Genomic DNA, 17,796 nt, shown 5'->3' with positions numbered 1-17,796 from the left:
CGAGTCGAAGGCGCGACAACCTCTCGCCTGAGCCGTTCCGTGCACCCCCAGGGCACGGAGGGTCAGGCGAGAGGCGAGCCAACTGTAAACCACTGCATACGCCAGCTGTCAACATGTGCGTACAGTGGTTTCCGGTTAGAATTTCCGCGGCTGGATGGCCAGGGGGTGGAGATGGCACGGGAACGCACCTTCGCGGAGCGCTTGAGCGCCCTGATCGAGGCCGCTCGGCTGGACGGGCGGGCACCGCACAGCTACCGGGAGATCTCGGCCGCCGTCGAGCGGGCGGGCGGCCCGGCGATGTCGCCCGCCTACCTGCAACAGCTCGCGACGGGCAAGCGGGTCAACCCGAAGATCCACTACGTCGAGGCGCTGGCGAAGCTGTTCGGTGTGCCGGTCACGTACTTCTTCGACGCGGAGGCGGCCGCGGCACCCGCGGGTGAGGCCCAACTGATGGCGATGCGCGCCCAGGAGCTGTCCCCGCAGGGCCGCCGTCAGGTGATGGACCTGCTGGAACTCGTCGAGCGCTACGAGCGGGCCGAACGCGAGGGCCGGAACCCGGAGGACGGCGAGGGCCGGGGCCCGGGAAGCGCAGTGCGATGAAGGAACGCGAGCTGCGCCGGCGCTGCCGGAAGCTGCTCAAGGAGCTGGACATCGAGCCGCCGCTGGACGTCGAGGTGCTGTGCGCGCGGCTGGGCGAGCGGCGCGGGAAGCCGATCCGGCTGCTGGCGTACCCGCTCGAGGTGCCGGGGCCGTTCGGCTGCTGGATCGCGACGTCGTCCGCGGACTACATCTTCTACCAGGCCGAAACGACGAAATCGCACCAGGACCACATCATCCTGCACGAACTCGGGCACATGCTGGCCGACCACCACCCGCAGGGCGACGCCGAACCCGCGGACTTCCTGCGCGGTCCCGCGACGGATCTTGACCCGGATGCCGTACACCGCGCACTGCGTCGTTCGTCCTACGATGACGCGCACGAGTGGGAAGCCGAAACGGTCGCGACGATCATCCTCGAATGGGCGTCGGTCCTGAACTACACGATCCCCCGGCGCGCCGCTGACCGGGATCTTCGCCGGATCCAGGGGGCGCTCGGCGATCACCAAGGGTGGTTGTGAACACACTGTTCAGCCCGGTCAACTTGATAGCTCTCGTGCTCTTCTCCGCCGCGCTCGCGTGGCGGATCTACCAGGTGACGCGCGCGCCGACGGTGCCGAACTGGGCCGTCACCGCATGCGTGGCCGGCTTCGCCGCGGCGTTCCTGCTGCAGCAGCCGGTGCTCTCCGACGAAGTCGACGCGCTGCTGGGCCGGGGTGCGGCGCGAGTGGCGAACAACGCGCTGCTGGCGTGCGCTGTCTGCGCGCTGGTGATCTTCTTCCTCGGCTCGGCGCTGGGCCCGCGCCGGTACCGCCGGGTGGTGGCCGAGCTGATCCCGCTGGCCGCGGCGATCGCGCTGATGATCGTCGCGATGAGCCTGACGCCGCCGCAGCTGCGGGGCCGGCCGCTGGGGCCGTCGACGATCCACGACAGCGGCGTCGCGGTCTTCTACCTCGGCGCCGGGCTGTACCTGATCTACGGCCTCGTCGCCTGCACGGCCTGGATCGTGCGGTACCTGCGGGTGGCCGACCGGGACCTGCGGATCGGGCTGCGGCTGGGCGCGATCGGCCTGGCCAGCTCGGCCATCGGCAGCATCTTCCGCGCGCTGTACATCGTGGTGGCGTGGGCGTTCGGACCTGTCGTCAAGGTCCTGCTGCTGCTCGGCGTGCCGTTCGTGATCGCCGGCGGGATGCTGTTCCTCGCCGGCGTGACCTACCCCGGGGTGCGGGCGCGGGTTTCGGCGCTGCGGCGCCGCCGCCAGCACCGGCGGGAGCACGAGGCCCTGGCTCCCTTGTGGACGGTCCTGGTCGAGGCGTTCCCCAGCATCGTGCTGCGCACCCCGCCACGCCGTGGCGACCGGCTGTCCCCGCGCGGCAGCCACCGCGTGCACTACCGCCGGGTGATCGAGATCCGCGACGGCCTGGTGCAGCTGTCGCCGTATCTCGAGGCGGACTTCGGTGAGGTCGCCGCCGCCGATCCCGCCGCAGCGGCGGCCGCGTTGAAGGCGGCGCTGCGGCGGCACGCGGACGGCGAAGCCAGCGACGGCCGCGCCAAGCAGGTCCTGCCCGCCGGGGCCGACGACCTCGAATCCGACGTCCGGCCGCTGCTCGCGCTGTCGGCCGCGATGACGAACGGGAAGTGACGTGGACACCCTGATCACCGCCGGCCGGGTGCTGCCCCGGCCGTCCACGCCGGTCGACGACGGTGCCGTGCTGGTGCGCGACGGCGTCATCGTCGCGGCGGGCCCGCGCGCGGACGTCGTCGCGCAGGCCGCGCCGGACGCGTCCCGGCACGACTTCCCCACCGGGACCGCGCTCGCCGGGCTGTGCAACGTCCACGTGCACCTGGCGTTCGACGCGTCCCGCGAGGTGCTGGCCCACTTCTCGGAAAGCGAAGAGCCGCTGGACGGCGCGCGCTCGCGGCTCACGGCGATGCTGCGCAGCGGCGTCACGACCGTGCGGGACCTCGGCGACCGCGGGCACCTCGGCGCGGCCGTCCGGCGGTCGTTCGACGGCTTTCCTGCGCCGCGGCTGCTGGTGTCGGGGCCGCCGATCACCGTCCCGGGCGGGCATTGCCACTTTTTCGGCGGTGAAACGGCTTCGGACGCCGAAATCCGCGCCCTGATCGACGCGAACGCGGCCGCGGGCGCGGACGTGATCAAGGTGATGGCCAGCGGCGGCCAGATCACCGAGGGCGGCGCGGACATGTGGGAGTCGCAGTTCGACGCCCGGCAGCTGCGCGTGGTCACCGAGCACGCGGCGTCGCACGGGCTGCCGGTCGCCGCGCACGCCCACGGCGCCGACGCGATCGAGGCGGCCGTCGAGGCCGGGGTGTCGACGGTCGAGCACTGCAGCTTCCTGACCGGGCCTCGCTCCTTCGACCGCCGGGAGCACGTGGCGAAGCGGATGGCGGCCGACGGGATCTCGGCGTGCTCGACGAGCAGCCGCAACTGGCGCGTGCTCGTCGAGAAGCTCGGCGACGACGCCGCCCAGGCGATGTACGGGCGGCTGCCGTGGCTCGAGGAACACGGCGTCCGGCTGCTTGCCGGGACTGACGCCGGCCTGCCCGGCTCGGTGTTCGACGACCCCGTGGGCGCGCTGGAACTCTACGAGTGGCTCGGTTTCCCGCGTCGCCGGATCCTGGAGATCGCGACCGAGGACAGCGCGGCCGGACTGGGCCTCGGCGACGTGACCGGACGCCTGGAAGCCGGACTCGCGGCGGACGTCCTGGTCGTCGAAGGCGACCCCCTGGAAACGCTGGCCGCGCTCCGCAACCCACTGCTGGTGCTGGCCCAGGGCCGTCCCGCCTAGGTTCCCGATCGGGGAACGCACAGTTTGGTGACAGCGTTTTAAAACAGTGTTACTGTTGCGCTACCCCACCTCGAAGGAGCTTCCCGATGCACGGACCGACCCAGCTGTTCACGGTGATCGCGCTGGTCTCGCTGCCGACCGTGATGTACGGCGGTTACGCGCTGATGGGCGTCATGCGCGACCGCAAGCTCACCGAACACCAGCGCGCGATGTTCCGGGCCGGCCACGCCCACGCCGGCGTCTTGCTGATCCTCGCCCTGGTCGCGCTGCAGATCCTCAGCCGCACGACGCTGTCCGACACGACGTTGTGGATCGGCTGCTTCCTGCTGCTGTTCGGGATCCTCGCCCAATCGGGTGGATTCTTCTTCCACCTGATCCCGAACCGCGGCAAGCTCGGCGGGCGCGTGACGTCCGTGGGCGCGGTGTTCCTGGCCGCGGCCACACTGCTCACCGCGTACGGGGTCGCCTTCGCCTGAACACCGGTCGTTAAGCTGGTGACGTGCCTGAATACCTGCCGACCGCGCCCTACAAGGGGACCCGGGACTTCCTGCCCGCCGAAATGTCCGTGCGTACGCAGGTGTTCGGTCATCTCTACGACGTCCTCGAGCGCCGCGGCTTCCTCCGCTACGACGGCCCGATCCTCGAATCGGCCGAGATCTACGAGCGGAAGTCCGGCCAGGAGCTCGCCGACAAGCAGCTGTACACGCTGACCGACAAGGGCGGGCGGCGGCTGGCGCTGCGGCCGGAGATGACGCCGTCGGTGGCGCGGATGATCGCCGGGAGCGCGAAGTCGCTGTCGTTCCCGGTGCGCTGGTACAGCCACCCCAACTGCCACCGGTACGAGGCGCCGCAGCGCGGCCGCGTCCGCGAGCACTGGCAGATCAACGCGGACATCTTCGGCTCGGACAGCGCCAACTGCGAGATCGAGATCTTCGAGCTGGTGCACGACATGATGGCCGCGCTGGGTGCCACGCCGGACATGTTCGTGCTGCGCGTCAACGACCGGAACCTGCTGACGTCGGCGCTCACCGACGTCGCCGGCGTGTCGGCGGACCACCTGTCCCAGGTGTTCGCGCTGGTCGACCGGTGGGAGAAGTACCCGCGCGAGAAGCTGGCCGAGAGCGCCGGCGAGATCGGGCTCTCGGACAAGCAGTTCGAGAAGCTCGCCGAGACGCTCGACGCGGGCGAGGCGCTGCTCGACGAGCTGCCGGCCGCGGTGCGGGCGGAGTCGAACCTGGTCCGCGTCCTGAACAGCAGCGCGGGTTCGCTGGTGAAGTACGAGCCGATCATCGTGCGCGGGCTGGCGTACTACACGTCGACCGTGTTCGAGGTCTTCGACACCTCCCCGGAGAACCGCCGCGCCCTCTTCGGCGGCGGCCGCTACAGCGACCTCGCGTCGATGTTCACCCCGCAGCAGATCCCGGGCATCGGGTTCGGCATGGGCGACGTCACGCTGATCGACTTCCTCGACACGCACGGCCTGACCCCGGCCCCGCGCAGCGAGGTCGACGTCATGGTGATCCCGGTGACCGAGGACCTCGCGGACGCGGCCCGGTCGGTGGCGGGCTCGCTGCGGCAGGCCGGGCTGCGGACGTCGACGCCGATCGAGCACCGCAAGCTGGGCAAGGAGCTGACCCGCGCGGACAAGGCGGGCGCGGTCGCGGTGGTGATCGTCGGCCAGGAGGACTGGGCCGCGGGGAACGTCACGGTCCGCAGCCTGGCGACCCGGGAGCAGAACCCGGTCGCGGTCGCCGACGCCCCGGCGGCGGTGCGCGCGCTGCTGGCGTAAATCGGATCGACTCCCCTCCGGCGCCCGGGCATCCTGGGCGCCGGAGGGGATGCCGATGATCGTTTACGAAGACGCGCGGCAGTGGGTCGAGTTCGACGCCACCGTGCGGCGAGCGGCGGGGTATCGCCGCAACAGACGGCTGAGCCGCCGGCCTTCGCGCGAAGAGCTGGCCGAAGCCGCGTGCGACCGTGACGGATATCTGCGCCAGGCCGCTGTCGAACGGCTGGCGGTCAGCACCGACCCTGAAGCCGTACCGCTGCTGCTGCTCCGGTGCGTCGACTGGGTCCGGCCGGTCCGGGAGCTCGCCCGGTCGATCGTGATGTCCAAACTGGACGACACGGTGCTTCGCGCGGCGCTGCCCTTGATCGGCGTCCTGCGGCGGCGTCAGTTCGACGCCTGGATGACCTCGCTACTGCGCGAAGCCCTGCCTCGCTTGCTCGACGACGCGTTGGCGCTGGAAGACCGGGAAACCCGCCGGTGGGTCCACACGGAGGCGAAAGGCCTCCTTTCTCGCGAGCGGCTGCTCGACATCGCGGTGCGCGACCACGACTTCGTCGTCCGCGTGTTGTGCGGCGACGCGCTGCTCGACCGCGGCGAATGCGTCGAGGAACTGCTGGCGGCCGGAGCGCCGAAGGTCCGGATGCGGGCGTTGACGTTGCTCGGCCCCGAAGCCGCCGTGGCGCACCTGGCCGACCGCTCGTCGGCGGTCCGGTCGATGGCGCAGGCGCTGGTCCTGAAGGCGGGCGGCGACCCGGCGGCGCACTACCGCGCGATGCCGGTCTCGTTCGGCGCGCTCGCGGGCCTCGGCGAAACGGGGACCGCCCCCGACGCACCGGTCCTGGAGCGTCACCTCGCCGACGAGCGTCCCCGGATCCGCGGAGTGGCGGTCCGCGGCCTGCGCCGGATCGCGCCGGAGTCGCCGGCGGTGCGGCCGTTGCTGACGGACCCGTCGCCGGCGGTGACCCGCCAGGTGGTGACGTTCCTGCGCGGGAAGTTCGTCGACCTGGCCACGCTGCAGGCCCTCCTGTCCCCGGCGCACCCGATCCACACGCGCCGGGCGGCCGCGGCCCTGCTCCGCGACCGCGACACCTGGCGGCGCCTGCACACGGACCTCACCCTCCTGCGCGACCCGGACCTGGCCGCCGACGCCCACGAGGACATCCGCGCCTGGCTGGCGCATTCAGCGGACACCTACACCACCCCGTCCCCGGCCCTGGCCGCCGAAATCGACGCGGCCTGCACCACCCTCACCCCGGCCTTGGCCCGCCAAATCCGCTTCGCCCTCCCGAAACTCACGTGATCAAAGAGGCATCCCCCGTGTTTGGAGGGGCATCTCGCGTGATCAGAGGGGCATCACGCGTGATTGGGGAGGCATCGCGCTGATGCCCGCTCAATCACGCGAGATGCCCGCCTGATCACGTGTGATGCCCGCTCGATCACGCGAGATGCCCGCCTGGTCCCGAGGGGTCGGCGCGGAGGAGGCGGAGGGTGAAGGTTGCTCCGGCTCCGGGGCGGGCCGCGGCCGCGATCGTTCCGCCGTGGCCGGTCACCACTTCGCGGACCAGGGCGAGGCCGAGGCCGAAGCGGCGGCCGTCGCCGTCCGAACCGCGGGCGAACCGCTCGAAGATGCGGTCCGCGTCGGTGGCCGGGAAGCCGACCCCCGTGTCGCGGACCCGCAGTTCCACGTGCCGCTCGTCGGGGACGCCCAGCCACACCTCGATCGAGCCGCCCGGCGGGGTGTGGCCGAGTGCGTTGTCCAGCAACGCCGACAGCACGCGGCGCAACGCCGTCGGCACGCCCTGGACGACGTACGGCCGCCGCTCCCGCGTCACCGCCAGCCGGACCTGGCCCTCCGAGGCGCGGACCGCCTCGGCCGCGACCGCCTCCTCGGCCAGCACCCCCAGCTCGACCAGCTCCAGCGACGGCCGTTCGCCGCACGCCTGCGCCGACAGCAGCAGGTCCTCGACGACCTCGCCGAGCTCCCGCGTGCCGCGCACCAGCTGGTCGAGTTCCGCCGCGTCACGCCCGGACGACCGCCGGGCGAGCAGCTGGGCGCGCGTGTGCAGCCGGGTCAGCGGGGCCCGCAGTTCGTGGGACGCGTCCGCGACGAACGTCCGCTGCCGCCGCAGGGCGTCCTCCAGCGGCCGGATCGCCCGGCGGGCCAGCACCCGCCCGCACCCCAGGGCCGCCAGCAGCGCGAGCACCTCGGCGACGCCGAGCCCCAGCACCAGCGATGCGCGGTCCTCGACCTGGTACCGCTCCTCGAAGAACGCCTGGGAGACGACGCCGCCGTGGTTCTCCACCCGGATCGTGTGCGTCATCCCGCCGATCGACCGCCGATCGGTGTAGACGTCGCCGGGCGAGGGCACGAACGCGGCCAGCTCCGGGATCGGCATTCCCGGCGGCGGCGGTCCCGCGGGCGCGTGCACCCCCGGCGTGAAGAGCCAGACGCAGCCCGGCGGGGTCGCGCCGGGGCCGAGCTGGATCGTCCTGGCCAGCAGCCGGTCCGCGTCGGCGTGCTGGCCGGACAGCAGGATCCCGTACGCGATCGCGCCCGCGACGGCCACGAGCAGCGACACCACCACGGCGATCTGCGCGGTGATCACCCACCGCGCCCGCCGCAGGGCCCGTTCCTCGGAGTCGGGACTCATACCACGCCGATCTGGTACCCCAGGCCGTGCACGGTCCGCACGACGTCCCGGCCGAGCTTGCGCCGCAGGTAGTACACGTAAGTATCCACAATGGACTCACCGGTCGAATCGGCGAACACGCGCGTGCGCAGCGCCGCCCGCGGGTGGATCGCCTTGGGCCGCTGCGCCAGCGTCCGCAGCAGCTCGAACTCCCGCCCCGAAAGCGTGATCCGCTCACCGCGCGGCAGCACGACTTCGTGGCGCTGCAGGTCGAGGGCCGCCGTGCCGAGCGGCAGGCACTCGGCACCCTCGAGGTCACGCCGGCCCAGCGCGCGCAGCCGCGCCAGCAGTTCCTCGGCCTCGAACGGCTTGACGAGGTAGTCGTCCGCGCCGGCGTCGAGGCCCGCCACGCGGTCGGCCACCTCGCCCAGCGCCGAGAGCACCAGGACCCGCGTGGTCACCGCCCGGGCCCGCAGCCGCCGCAGCAGCTCGAGCCCGTCGAGCACCGGGAGCCGGCGGTCGATGACCATCACGTCGTAGTGCCCGGTGAGCCCGAGGTGCAGGCCCCGCTGGCCGTCGTGCGCCGCTTCGGTTTCATAGCCCTCGTCCGCGAGCAGCTCGCGCAGCATGCCGGCCAGTTCCCGGTCGTCTTCGACCAGCAGCACTCTCGGTTTCGCCACCCCGTCGCGCACCGATCCATCTTGGCAGTTATTTCCGAACTTGAAGAATCAACTTTTCCCGGTCACCGGAACGGGTTCGGCCATCAGGAGCACTTCACTGCTCCCCTTGCGGACATCGCGCCGGTCGAGCCAGGCCAGCACCGGTGCGGTCATGATCGTGGTGACCAGCGCGACGAGCACCAGCACGGTGAACAACGCCGGCGAAACGATGCCGGCGGCGAGCCCGACGTTGAGCGCGATCAGCTGCATCAGCCCGCGGGCGTTGACGAGCACGCCGACGCGCGTGGCGATCGCCGGCGGCTCCCCCGCGAGCCGGGCCGCGCCCCAGGACGCGCCCAGCTTGCCGATGATCGCCACCGCCACCGTCAGCAGGGCGAAGGCGAGCAGCTTCGGGTCGGCGAGCAGCGCGAACCGGGTGTTCAGGCCGGAATAGGTGAAGAACAGCGGAACGAACACGATCGACCCGATCGGCATGAGCTTCGCGAGCACGGCGTCGGAGGCCGCGCCGCGGGGGAACGCCACCCCCACGGTGAACGCGCCGAACACCGCGTACAGCCCGATGGTGTCGGTGAACCAGGCGGCCGCGAACAACGTCATCGCGGTGATGAGCACCCGCTGGTCGACGCTCGTCCCGTCACTGGCCATCACCCGGGTCAGCAGGCGCCGCCCGACGATGAACACCAGCAGCGCGAACAGCAGCCCGCCACCGAGGGCGAGCGCGATCGGCCCCAGCGACCCGGCGTGCATCCCCAGCACGACCGCCAGCAGCAGCCACGCGAGGACGTCGTCGAGCGCGCCGCAGGCCAGCGCCAGCGAGCCGAACCGCGTCCCCCCGATCCCGCGTTCGGTGATGATCCGGACCATCATCGGGAACGCCGTGATCGCCACCGCCACCCCGACGAACGCGGCCGAGGTCACCAGCGAAACGCCGTCCTTGCCGATGCCGACCCACGACGTGCCCAGGATGGCGACGCCGACCCCGAGCGCCAGCGGCACCAGCGTCCCGGCCGACGAGATCGCCGCGACCGACTTCCGCGACCGCATGATGCTGTCCAGGTTGAACTCGTAGCCGGCTCCGAACATGTAGATGACCAGGCCGATCTGGCCGCCGACGTAGAGCAGCGACCGGATCGCGTCCGGGAACAGTGCCGCCTGGACGTCCGGCAGCAGCAGCCCGAACAGCGAGGGCCCGAGGAGCACGCCGGCGATCATCTCCCCGACCACCGGTGGCTGGCCGAGCTTGACCGCGACCAGGCAGACCAGCCTGACCACCACGAGGATCGCCACGACGGCGAGGAAGAACGTGGGCGCCGCTTCGGACGGGCTCATCGGTTGCCTCCGGCGAAGTAGGTCGAACACAGGGCTTGGCGACGGGCGTCGAGGACCATGTACGTGCCGAACACGAGCTGGGCGAAGCTGCGCCAGACGTCTTCCCAGCGGTCGCGGACCGCGAGCCACACCAGAGGTGCGCGGCGGGGGCGGGCCCCGCGCGGCGTGAGCAGCGCCGGGCCGCGGTTGGGGATCGAGCGCGTGTGCGTGGCCGTCGAGGCGAGGCTGAAGCGGCGCAGCACCTCCCGCGTCACGACCCGCATGGTCGGCGGTGCGAGCCCCCGGGCCGGGCAGGCGCGGTTCTGCGCGACGCCGAACGGGACGAAATCGTCCTTTCCGGACTGGGCGGCGTAGCCCGGGTAGCTGAAGCACAGCACCGTGCCCGCCGGAATGGTCAGGTCCGCCACCTCGATGTCGGCGGTGGAGATCCGGTGCGCGATGCCGAACAGCGGGAACCGGCGGAGGCCGTCGTCGATGACGCCGTCGAGGTAGGCGTCGTCGTCCGGGTGCCCGGCGAGCCGCCGCTGGGTGTCCGGGGACTGGGCGATGATCATCAGCAGGTGCGCCATCGCCTCGGACATCTGCACGACGGCGGTGTTGAAGAACGTCCCCTGCAGGTAGTAGGCCTGCTCTTCCGGGGTCAGGGACTCCGGCAGCGGGTGCGGGACGTCGGCGAGGCGCCGTCGCAGGTACTTCGTCAGCCGGGCCCGGCGGCGCATGTTCCGCGGCCGCACGCACTTGAGCGCCGAGACGACGTCGTCGGCGTGCCCGACGATGAGGTCGCGCGCCTCGGGCGGGCACGGCTCCTCGAACACCAGCTCGTAGTACAGCTCGGCCCAGATCGGCATCATCACGTCGCGCAGCCGGACGAGGCCGGGCTCGACGCCGTCGAGGACGTGCGCGGCCACCCGCCGGGCCAGCTCCTCGGAGTCCTTTTTGGACCGGACCAGGATGTGCCGGGTGCACTTGGCGACGGCGTCGTAGCGCGGCCCGGCCTCGAGGTGCTCCTGGTGCACCTGGGGCCCGGGCGCGAGCCAGTACCAGAACAGGTCGGACAGCGCGGCGCCGCGGCTGCGGCCGTTCGCCGCCGGGTCGGCGTAGACGCGCTTGAAGTCCGCGGCGCCGACCTGCGGCCCCGGGATCGTCACCGCGTCCTGGCCGTTGACCAGCGCGAAGATCTTCATCCGCAGCGCCACCACCCGCTGGGGCAGCCAGGCGGGCGCGGACACCGCCGCCGCGGCCGCCAGCACCTTGCCGATCACCGCCGCACCTGGTCCGGGGTGAGGTCTGCCGGGTGCCGCCCGCCGCACAGCGCGAGGGCCTGGTCGAAGTCGTCCCGCAGCAGGTCCAGGACTTCCGAGACGCCTTCGCGCCCGCCGGCCGCCAGCCCCCACACGATCGGGCGGCCGACGCCGACCGCGTCCGCGCCCAGGGCGAGCGCCTTGACGACGTCGGTGCCGCGGCGGATCCCGCCGTCCAGCAGCACCGGCAGCGCGCCGCCGACGGCCGCGGCGATCTCGGGGAGCACGTCGATCGTCGCGGGCACGGTGTCGAGCTGGCGGCCGCCGTGGTTGGACACGACGATCCCGGCGACGCCGTGGTGCACGGCCAGCCGCGCGTCCTCGGCGTGGAGCAGGCCCTTGATCAGCACGGGGAGCTTGGTCTTCGACCGCAGCCACGCGATGTGGTCCCAGTTCAGCCCGGCCGACATGACGATCTCGCGGACGTGGCTCGTGTTGCCGCCGCTGCGGTTTTCGCCGATGTTGCGGAGGTTCTCCACGGCCAGGCCGGGCGGCAGGTCGTGGAAGGCGTTGCGGTCGTCGCGGTCGCGGCGGCCGAGCACGGGCGAGTCGACGGTGACGACGAACGCCTTCACGCCCGCGGCTTCGGCGCGGCGCACGATCGCCTCGGTGAACTCCAGGTCCGGCTGCAGGTAGAGCTGGAACCACAGGCCCGGATCCGGTGCGGCCTCGCGGGCCGCCGCGGCGATGTCCTCGATCGCCGTGGTCGCGGCCATGCTGACGATCATGATCGTGCCCGCCCGCGATGCCGCCCGCGCGGTGGCCAGCTCGCCGTCGGGGTGCGCGAGCCGGTGGAACGCCGTGGGCGCGACCAGGATCGGCATCGAGGACGGCGTCCCGAGCAGCTCGATGCTCAGGTCCCGTTTGTCGCTGCCGCGCAGCACCCGGGGCACCAGCCGCAGGTGCTGGAACGCCGTTTCGTTCTCCCGCAGGGTGATCTCGTCCTGCGCGCCACCCGCGAAGTAGTCGTAGTGGGCCGGGTCGAGGCGGCCGCGGGCCGCCGCCTCGAACTCGGCGATCGTGCGCATCACAGCTCCCGGGCGAAGAACGCGGTCAGCGGCTCGACGTGCACCTCTTTGTCCCACTCGTTCTCGAGGTTCTCGGTGACGTGGTGGGTGGCGACCAGCTCGCCGCGGCGGTAGTGGCGGACGATCGGGTGCAGGTAGTGGCCTTCGCCGGAGTCGTTCGCCTTGTCCTGGGCGGCGCGCGCGACGAAGTCGAACGGGTCGATCTTGTCGTGGTCGGGGCCGTAGTCGAGGGTGACGACGTAGGCGTCGTCCGGCGGGTCCTGGAGAACGCGGTCGACCGGCACCTCTTCGAGGTAGCGGGCGGTGTCGCCGTCCACGACCAGGATGTCGCCGAGGAAACCGAACTGCTGGTACAGCGCGGAACTCCAGTTGATCCGGGTGATCACCGCGTCGGTCAGCGCGTCCGGTTTGGCGGGCAGCTCGGTGCTCGGCCACGGCGTGTCGTGGTGGCGCTCGTTCAAGACCTTGGAGAGCGCGCGGACGCCGTAGCGGAAGCCGTGGATGAACGCGCTGGTGGCCTTCTTGAAGTCGCGGACCTGCGTGATCGTGCCGGCGAAGTAGAGGCCGGGCACGTTCACCGACTCCCAGTCCGGGGTCTGCGCCGGGAAGCGGTCGTCGATGGTCAGCTCCGGGCGGCAGTCCTCGTCGAACAGCGACGCGTCGAACCGGAAGCCGGTGCAGCCGATCACCCGGTCGTAGCGGATCTCCTTGATCACCTCGTCGGCGCGGGCGAAGGCGAACTTGACGTGGTAGCCGTCGGCGTCCTTGCGGACTTCGCGCACGTCGCCGTCGAGGATCGCGTGCTGGAGCTTCAGCTGGTACATGTCGAGGATGCCCGCGTTGTACGCGCGGAGGTGGCCGACGAAGTGCGTGCGCCAGGCCAGCTTCACCGGCCGCGGCCCGCCGACGTGCACGACCGCGGCCGTCTCGATGAGGTTGTCCGCCGTCTCGAACGCCGAGTTCCCCTTGCCCAGCACGAGGACGCGCTGGCCGGTGAAGCTCTTCGGGTCGACGTCGACGTCCACGTACTGGTCGATCAGCTCGACGCCGGGGAACTGCGGGATGTACGGCTTGGTGACACCGGTGGCCATGACCAGCCGGGGGGCCTTGAATTCTTCGTCACCGGCGGTGAGGACGAAGATCTCCTGCTCCCGGCGGATGCGCGTCACCCGGGTGTCGTAGCGGACGTCGACTTCGTGCTTCGCCGCGTAGTCGGCGATGTAGCGGAGGAAGTCCGGGGCGTCCGGGAAGAGCTTGTCGCTGTAGCCGGTGAAGACGAGCGCGTCGTCGCCGGCGTCGGGCTCGGCGAGGATCGAGTTCCAGTCCATCCGCATGCGCAGCTCCGGGTCGGCGTACCCGGTGTGCTTCTTGTTGATGGAGATGAGGGTCCGGTGCCGCGGGAAGGTCTCGAAGAAGTGCCCGGGCGCGGAACCGCCTTCCAGCACCAGGTACCGGTGCCCGGCGTGGCCGAGGTGCTGCCCCAGCTGCAACCCGGCCGGCCCGGCCCCGACGACCAGATAATCGAGCACTTCCTCCGCCACGACGACCTCCTGGGGCTCGGCACCGACCGCATGATCGGCGCCGAGCCTGCTCCGGAGATCTCAGAAAAGCCTCAGAAGTAAGTTACTTCCCGGCCGCGCGGGACCGGCTCGACGTCGCGAATGACTCATTCGGGACCTCTGAGGTCCCGAATGAGTCATTCGCGGCACCTTGGCCGTGGTTACTTGCCGGCCGCGCGGGCGAGCCGTTCGGGGTAGCGCTCTCCCGCGATCGCGTCGGCCGGTGCGGCTGCCGCGATGGCGGCCAGGTCGTCGGCCGTCAGTTCCAGGGAAGCCGCCGCCACGTTCTCCTCGAGGTACTTGCGGCGCTTGGTGCCCGGGATCGGCACCACGTCGTCGCCCTGGGACTGGACCCACGCCAGCGCCAGCTGTCCCGCCGTCACGCCTTTGGCCGAGGCCAGCTCGCGCAGGGCCTCGACGATCGCCATGTTGTGCTCGAAGTTGCCTTCGGCGAAGCGCGGCAGGCCGCGGCGCATGTCGTCCTCCGGGAGGTCCGCGACCGACTTCACCGCACCCGTCAGGAAACCGCGGCCCAGCGGCGAAAACGGGACGATCCCGATGCCGAGCTCCCGGCACGTGTCCAGGATTTCGCCCTCGATCCCCCGCGTCCACAGCGACCACTCGCTCTGCAGCGCCGTCACCGGGTGCACCGCGTGCGCGGCCCGGATCGTCGCCGCGCTCGCCTCGGAAATCCCGGCGTACCGGATCTTTCCGGCCTCCACGAGCGACGCCAGCGCGCCCCAGGTCTCCTCGATCGGCGTGTCCGGGTCGACGCGGTGCTGGTAGTAGAGGTCGATGTGGTCGACGCCGAGGCGGCGCAGCGACTCGTCGCACGACTGCTTCACGTACGCGGCGTCACCGCGGGCGCCCATCGCGCCGTCGTTCCACACGATGCCGAACTTCGTCGCGAGCACGACCTCGTCGCGGCGGCCGGCGATCGCGCGGCCGACCAGCTCCTCGTTGACGCCGTTGGCGTAGACGTTCGCCGTGTCCAGCAGCGTCACGCCGAGCTCGAGCGCGCGGTGGATGGTGGCGATCGACTCGTCGTCGTTGTCGCGGACGCCGTAGGCCTGGCTCATCCCCATGCAGCCCAGCCCCTGGGCGCCGACTTCCAGGCCGCCCAGCTTCCTGTTCTTCACGCGGAAATCTCCTCCATACCGGGTTCCACGCCGAGCACCTTGCGCTCGACCTGGGCGTAGTTTTCGATCTTGTAGTCGAGGACGTCGAGACAGCCCTGCAACTCGGCGATCCGCTCGGCGACCGACCGGCGCTGCTCCACCAGCAGGGCCTTGCGGCGGCCCGCGCTCGCGGCGCCGTGACGGCGCAGCGACGCGTACTCGCGCATGCTCTTGATGGGCATCCCGGTGGTGCGCAGCTTGGTCAGGAAACCCAGCCAGCCGAGGTCGTCGTCGGAATAGGCCCGGCGGCCCGCGGTGTCCCGTGCGGGCGGATCGAGCAGTTTGATGCGCTCGTAGTACCGGAGGGTGTCGATGGACAGTCCGCTACGTCGCGCGGCTTCCGCTATCGAGTAGCTCATGGCCCGACAGTACGACCTGGAGTGCACTCCAGGTCAAATCCCGGCACTGGCCTTCCATAACACCGTTCCGATACGCTGCGTACATGGCGCGACCACGCACGCACGACGAAGCGCTCCGGCTCAAGCTGCTCGACCGGGCCGGCGAACTCCTCGCGGCCGACGGCCCGAAGGCGCTTTCCCTGCGCAAGCTGGCCGCCGACGCCGGGACGTCGACCACCGCCGTGTACTCGCTCTTCGGGAGCAAACCCGATCTGGTGAACGCCCTGTACACCGAGGGCTTCCGCCGCTTCGGCGCCCGGATGGCCGGGACGCCGCTGACCGGCGACGCCGTCGAGGACCTCGTCGCCCTCGGCGGCGCGTACCGCACCAGCGCACTGGCCGACCCGCACCTCTACGGGATCATGTTCACCAAGTCGGTGCCCGGGTTCGAGCCGAACGACGACGCCGAAAAGCTCGCCCGCGAAACGCTCAAGCCCCTGGAACGGATCATCCGCCGCGCCATCGCCGACGGCGTCTTCCTCGACGTCCCCGCGGAGACGGTCGCGGTCGGCTGCTGGGCCATCGTGCACGGCCTGGTGTCGCTGGAGCTGACCGGCAACCTGCCGGAGGGGTTCGACGTCACCAGCTCCTACGAGCGGGCCCTGCGCGCGAACGCCTCCGGCTGGCTGCGGCCTCAGACCAGCGGCACCGTCCCGTCGTAGACGATCGCGCCGCGCGCGTCCCGCGCCGTCACGTGGACCTTCGTCGCCAGTTCGATCCGGATGTTCGCGGGAGCCCACACGACGACCATGCCGTCCACGACGTGGGTCTCGGTGCTCGCGCCGCTCCCGAAGTCGACGACCGCCGTCGCCGCGGTCACGGGCAGGGCCGCGGCGAACGGCCGGCGAGCCACCCCCGGCGGGGCACCCGTCTGGGGATGGCCCAGGGTGTCCACGATCAAGGGGGACGCCTGCGGTTTCTCCGGGGGGAGGCCACTGGGGAACGCGCGGACCCTCGTCTTCCCCGGCCGCCGGTAGTCGGGCTCGGTGGTGCACACCACGAACCGGTCGCCGTGGCGGCCGAGGACCACCAGGTAGTCGTCCGTCTCGAGCAGCGGGCCCGGCGCGTACGCCGCCGCGTCGGGGACCACCTCCAGCTCCGCCGCCGCCAGGCAGTCGCCCAGCGCCCGGCCCGCGGACGACGTCCGGTCGGTCGTCACCGGCCGGTCCACGGCCGAAAGCAGGGGCGGCGGCGCCGCGGGCAGCGTCGTGCCCGGTTGCCTCGGCTTGCCGATGGTGAGCGTCGTCCGCGCCGGGTCGCTCCGGGTCACGCCGACGAACTGGCGGGTGATCGGGGAGACGAATGTCTGCGACACGCTGCTGTCCCCGCCCTCGGTCCGTGCGTCGAGGTAGCTCCCGTCCCCGTCGGGGCCGAGGATTCCGCCGGCCATCCCGGTCGCGCTGTACAGCAGCAGCCCCGTGTGCGTGCCCGGGGCGTAGGCGGGCGTGGCTTCCGGGTCCGACAGCGTCACGGTCGTCTCGGTGGTCTCGCAGAACATCGGCTTGCCGGCGGCGGTCGCCGCGACCACCGAGTCGGTGCGGGAGCCCTGCGTGAACACGGGGACCCAGTCCTGACGCGGGGGCAGGCGGTCCGCCTTGCCCGCCGCCTGCACCGCGGCCCAGCAGCGATCCAGCGACGAGGTCGCCACCCGCACGTCGAGGGTGAGGGGGTGGGGTTCCTGCCGGCTCGGCGGCGGTCCCGACGCGGGACCGGCCACGGGCCGCGGCCGGATCGCCTGCGTCGCGACGACCGCGCCCGCGGCCAGCACCACGACGGCCGCCGCGGCGGCGTACCAGACGTGCTTCCTCCGCCGTGGTTTCGTGAGGCCCTGGCGGACTTCGGTCCGCAACCGCGCCCGGACGTCGTCCGGGAGCTTCTGCCGGAGCGGCAGGCCGAGGTCGTCGCTCATTTCTCCTCCAGCAACGTGCGCAGCCGGGCGCGGGCCCGGGACAGGTGGGCGCGGACGGTGCCCTCGGCGACGGCCAGCAGCGCCGCGGCATCGGCGGTGTTCAGGTCGCCGAGCAGGCACAGCTCGACGACCTCCCGCTGCGCCTTGGGCAGCGTCCGGACGGCGTCGGCGATTTCGCGCAGCCGCTGCTCGCCGTCGAGCCGCTCGGCCACGGTGTCGGCGTGGTCGGACACGACCGGCGCGTCAGGCATCTTTTGCAGCAGCCGCAGCCGCCTTCGCGCGCCGCGGTACTCGTCCCTGGCCGCGTTGCCGGCGACGGTGTAGAGCCACGGCAACGCGCTGTCGCGCACCAGCGTCACCTCGGCGCGGCGGCGCCAAGCGGTGAGGAACGTGTTCGAGGTGAGGTCCTCGGCCGCGCTCCACGAGCCGGTCAGCCGGTAGGCGTGGTTCCAGACAGCCTCCACGTGGCGTTCGAAGAGCTCGCTGAAGGCCGCTTCGTCGCCTTCGGCCGCCCGGTCCCACAGTGTTCGATCACCCGGTGCCCGGTCACCCACCGGCGCCCCCGTCACATGGCTGGTCACACTCTTC

General features: G+C 71.7%; 18 protein-coding genes. 8 read left to right on the top strand and 10 right to left on the bottom strand.

The window, feature by feature from the left end:
* Positions 1-171 precede the first annotated feature (171 nt).
* The 7 genes from AB0F52_RS19800 to AB0F52_RS19770 all read left to right on the top strand — a co-directional run bounded on the left by AB0F52_RS19800 (position 172) and on the right by AB0F52_RS19770 (position 6,496).
* A complete protein-coding gene (locus tag AB0F52_RS19800) occupies positions 172-600 on the top strand; it encodes a helix-turn-helix transcriptional regulator (protein WP_360172600.1) in 429 nt (142 codons plus the stop codon).
* Positions 597-1,118, top strand: coding sequence for a hypothetical protein (locus AB0F52_RS19795; protein ID WP_360172597.1), 522 nt, complete (start codon positions 597-599; stop codon positions 1,116-1,118). Before AB0F52_RS19800 ends, AB0F52_RS19795 begins: the two co-directional genes overlap by 4 nt.
* The gene (locus tag AB0F52_RS19790; protein WP_360172594.1) at positions 1,115-2,239 is read left to right on the top strand and encodes an MAB_1171c family putative transporter; all 1,125 of its coding nucleotides are present in this window, start codon (positions 1,115-1,117) and stop codon (positions 2,237-2,239) included. Before AB0F52_RS19795 ends, AB0F52_RS19790 begins: the two co-directional genes overlap by 4 nt.
* 1 nt (position 2,240) lies before the next feature.
* Positions 2,241-3,407, top strand: coding sequence for an amidohydrolase family protein (locus AB0F52_RS19785; RefSeq protein ID WP_360172591.1), 1,167 nt, complete (start codon positions 2,241-2,243; stop codon positions 3,405-3,407).
* Between the two features lie 86 nt (positions 3,408-3,493).
* The gene (locus AB0F52_RS19780) at positions 3,494-3,883 is read left to right on the top strand and encodes a hypothetical protein (protein WP_360172587.1); all 390 of its coding nucleotides are present in this window, start codon (positions 3,494-3,496) and stop codon (positions 3,881-3,883) included.
* A 23-nt stretch (positions 3,884-3,906) separates the two neighbouring features.
* On the top strand, positions 3,907-5,196 hold the full coding sequence (gene hisS / locus AB0F52_RS19775; protein ID WP_360172584.1) for a histidine--tRNA ligase: 1,290 nt from the start codon (positions 3,907-3,909) through the stop codon (positions 5,194-5,196).
* Between the two features lie 55 nt (positions 5,197-5,251).
* Positions 5,252-6,496, top strand: coding sequence for a hypothetical protein (locus tag AB0F52_RS19770; protein WP_360172581.1), 1,245 nt, complete (start codon positions 5,252-5,254; stop codon positions 6,494-6,496).
* Between the two features lie 136 nt (positions 6,497-6,632).
* Here AB0F52_RS19770 and AB0F52_RS19765 read toward each other — a convergent pair whose 3' ends face one another.
* The 8 genes from AB0F52_RS19765 to AB0F52_RS19730 form a co-directional block, all read right to left on the bottom strand.
* Positions 6,633-7,847: a HAMP domain-containing sensor histidine kinase gene (locus AB0F52_RS19765; protein WP_360172578.1), complete on the bottom strand. Its 1,215-nt coding sequence runs from the start codon at positions 7,845-7,847 to the stop codon at positions 6,633-6,635.
* Positions 7,844-8,491 (bottom strand): response regulator transcription factor, encoded by a 648-nt coding sequence (locus tag AB0F52_RS19760; RefSeq protein WP_103340982.1) that lies wholly within the window; start codon positions 8,489-8,491, stop codon positions 7,844-7,846. The genes AB0F52_RS19765 and AB0F52_RS19760 overlap by 4 nt, the downstream gene beginning before the upstream one ends.
* A gap of 63 nt (positions 8,492-8,554) precedes the next feature.
* A complete protein-coding gene (locus AB0F52_RS19755) occupies positions 8,555-9,835 on the bottom strand; it encodes a cation:proton antiporter (RefSeq protein WP_360172575.1) in 1,281 nt (426 codons plus the stop codon).
* Entirely contained in the window at positions 9,832-11,097 is a 1,266-nt protein-coding gene (locus AB0F52_RS19750; RefSeq protein ID WP_360172572.1) for a cytochrome P450, read from the bottom strand. Before AB0F52_RS19750 ends, AB0F52_RS19755 begins: the two co-directional genes overlap by 4 nt.
* On the bottom strand, positions 11,094-12,164 hold the full coding sequence (locus AB0F52_RS19745) for an alpha-hydroxy acid oxidase (RefSeq protein ID WP_360172569.1): 1,071 nt from the start codon (positions 12,162-12,164) through the stop codon (positions 11,094-11,096). Before AB0F52_RS19745 ends, AB0F52_RS19750 begins: the two co-directional genes overlap by 4 nt.
* Positions 12,164-13,705 carry an NAD(P)-binding domain-containing protein gene (locus AB0F52_RS19740; RefSeq protein WP_360172566.1) on the bottom strand — a complete coding sequence of 514 codons (1,542 nt, stop codon included), beginning with the start codon at positions 13,703-13,705 and terminating at the stop codon, positions 12,164-12,166. The genes AB0F52_RS19745 and AB0F52_RS19740 overlap by 1 nt, the downstream gene beginning before the upstream one ends.
* Before the next feature lie 179 nt (positions 13,706-13,884).
* Positions 13,885-14,808 (bottom strand): aldo/keto reductase, encoded by a 924-nt coding sequence (locus AB0F52_RS19735; RefSeq protein WP_360173210.1) that lies wholly within the window; start codon positions 14,806-14,808, stop codon positions 13,885-13,887.
* 50 nt (positions 14,809-14,858) lie between these two features.
* Positions 14,859-15,260 carry a MerR family transcriptional regulator gene (locus AB0F52_RS19730; protein ID WP_360172563.1) on the bottom strand — a complete coding sequence of 134 codons (402 nt, stop codon included), beginning with the start codon at positions 15,258-15,260 and terminating at the stop codon, positions 14,859-14,861.
* A gap of 83 nt (positions 15,261-15,343) precedes the next feature.
* Here AB0F52_RS19730 and AB0F52_RS19725 point away from each other — a divergent pair, with 83 nt between their 5' ends.
* Positions 15,344-15,961 carry a TetR/AcrR family transcriptional regulator gene (locus tag AB0F52_RS19725; RefSeq protein WP_360172560.1) on the top strand — a complete coding sequence of 206 codons (618 nt, stop codon included), beginning with the start codon at positions 15,344-15,346 and terminating at the stop codon, positions 15,959-15,961.
* Here AB0F52_RS19725 and AB0F52_RS19720 read toward each other — a convergent pair.
* Positions 15,934-17,208, bottom strand: a complete 1,275-nt coding sequence (locus tag AB0F52_RS19720) for a hypothetical protein (protein ID WP_360172557.1) — start codon at positions 17,206-17,208, stop codon at positions 15,934-15,936. The two genes, AB0F52_RS19725 and AB0F52_RS19720, sit on opposite strands and share 28 nt — an antisense overlap.
* Positions 17,205-17,789: an RNA polymerase sigma factor gene (locus AB0F52_RS19715; RefSeq protein ID WP_360172554.1), complete on the bottom strand. Its 585-nt coding sequence runs from the start codon at positions 17,787-17,789 to the stop codon at positions 17,205-17,207. The genes AB0F52_RS19720 and AB0F52_RS19715 overlap by 4 nt, the downstream gene beginning before the upstream one ends.
* Positions 17,790-17,796: the final 7 nt, after the last annotated feature.

The sequence above is a fragment of the Amycolatopsis sp. NPDC024027 genome (assembly GCF_040638975.1).
In the GTDB taxonomy this organism is placed as follows: Bacteria; Actinomycetota; Actinomycetes; order Mycobacteriales; family Pseudonocardiaceae; genus Amycolatopsis.
This window is presented reverse-complemented; position numbering and strand designations above follow the sequence as displayed.

Bases quoted from the DNA above. Each gene is read 5' to 3' on its own strand.
- AB0F52_RS19800 (WP_360172600.1), top strand. From the start codon at position 172: ATGGCACGGGAACGCACCTTCGCGGAGCGCTTGAGCGCCCTGATCGAG.
- AB0F52_RS19795 (WP_360172597.1), top strand. From the start codon at position 597: ATGAAGGAACGCGAGCTGCGCCGGCGCTGCCGGAAGCTGCTCAAGGAG.
- AB0F52_RS19780 (WP_360172587.1), top strand. From the start codon at position 3,494: ATGCACGGACCGACCCAGCTGTTCACGGTGATCGCGCTGGTCTCGCTG.
- AB0F52_RS19770 (WP_360172581.1), top strand. From the start codon at position 5,252: ATGATCGTTTACGAAGACGCGCGGCAGTGGGTCGAGTTCGACGCCACC.
- AB0F52_RS19765 (WP_360172578.1), bottom strand. From the start codon at position 7,847: ATGAGTCCCGACTCCGAGGAACGGGCCCTGCGGCGGGCGCGGTGGGTG.
- AB0F52_RS19755 (WP_360172575.1), bottom strand. From the start codon at position 9,835: ATGAGCCCGTCCGAAGCGGCGCCCACGTTCTTCCTCGCCGTCGTGGCG.
- AB0F52_RS19745 (WP_360172569.1), bottom strand. From the start codon at position 12,164: ATGCGCACGATCGCCGAGTTCGAGGCGGCGGCCCGCGGCCGCCTCGAC.
- AB0F52_RS19735 (WP_360173210.1), bottom strand. From the start codon at position 14,808: ATGGGGATGAGCCAGGCCTACGGCGTCCGCGACAACGACGACGAGTCG.
- AB0F52_RS19730 (WP_360172563.1), bottom strand. From the start codon at position 15,260: ATGAGCTACTCGATAGCGGAAGCCGCGCGACGTAGCGGACTGTCCATC.
- AB0F52_RS19725 (WP_360172560.1), top strand. From the start codon at position 15,344: ATGGCGCGACCACGCACGCACGACGAAGCGCTCCGGCTCAAGCTGCTC.
- AB0F52_RS19720 (WP_360172557.1), bottom strand. From the start codon at position 17,208: ATGAGCGACGACCTCGGCCTGCCGCTCCGGCAGAAGCTCCCGGACGAC.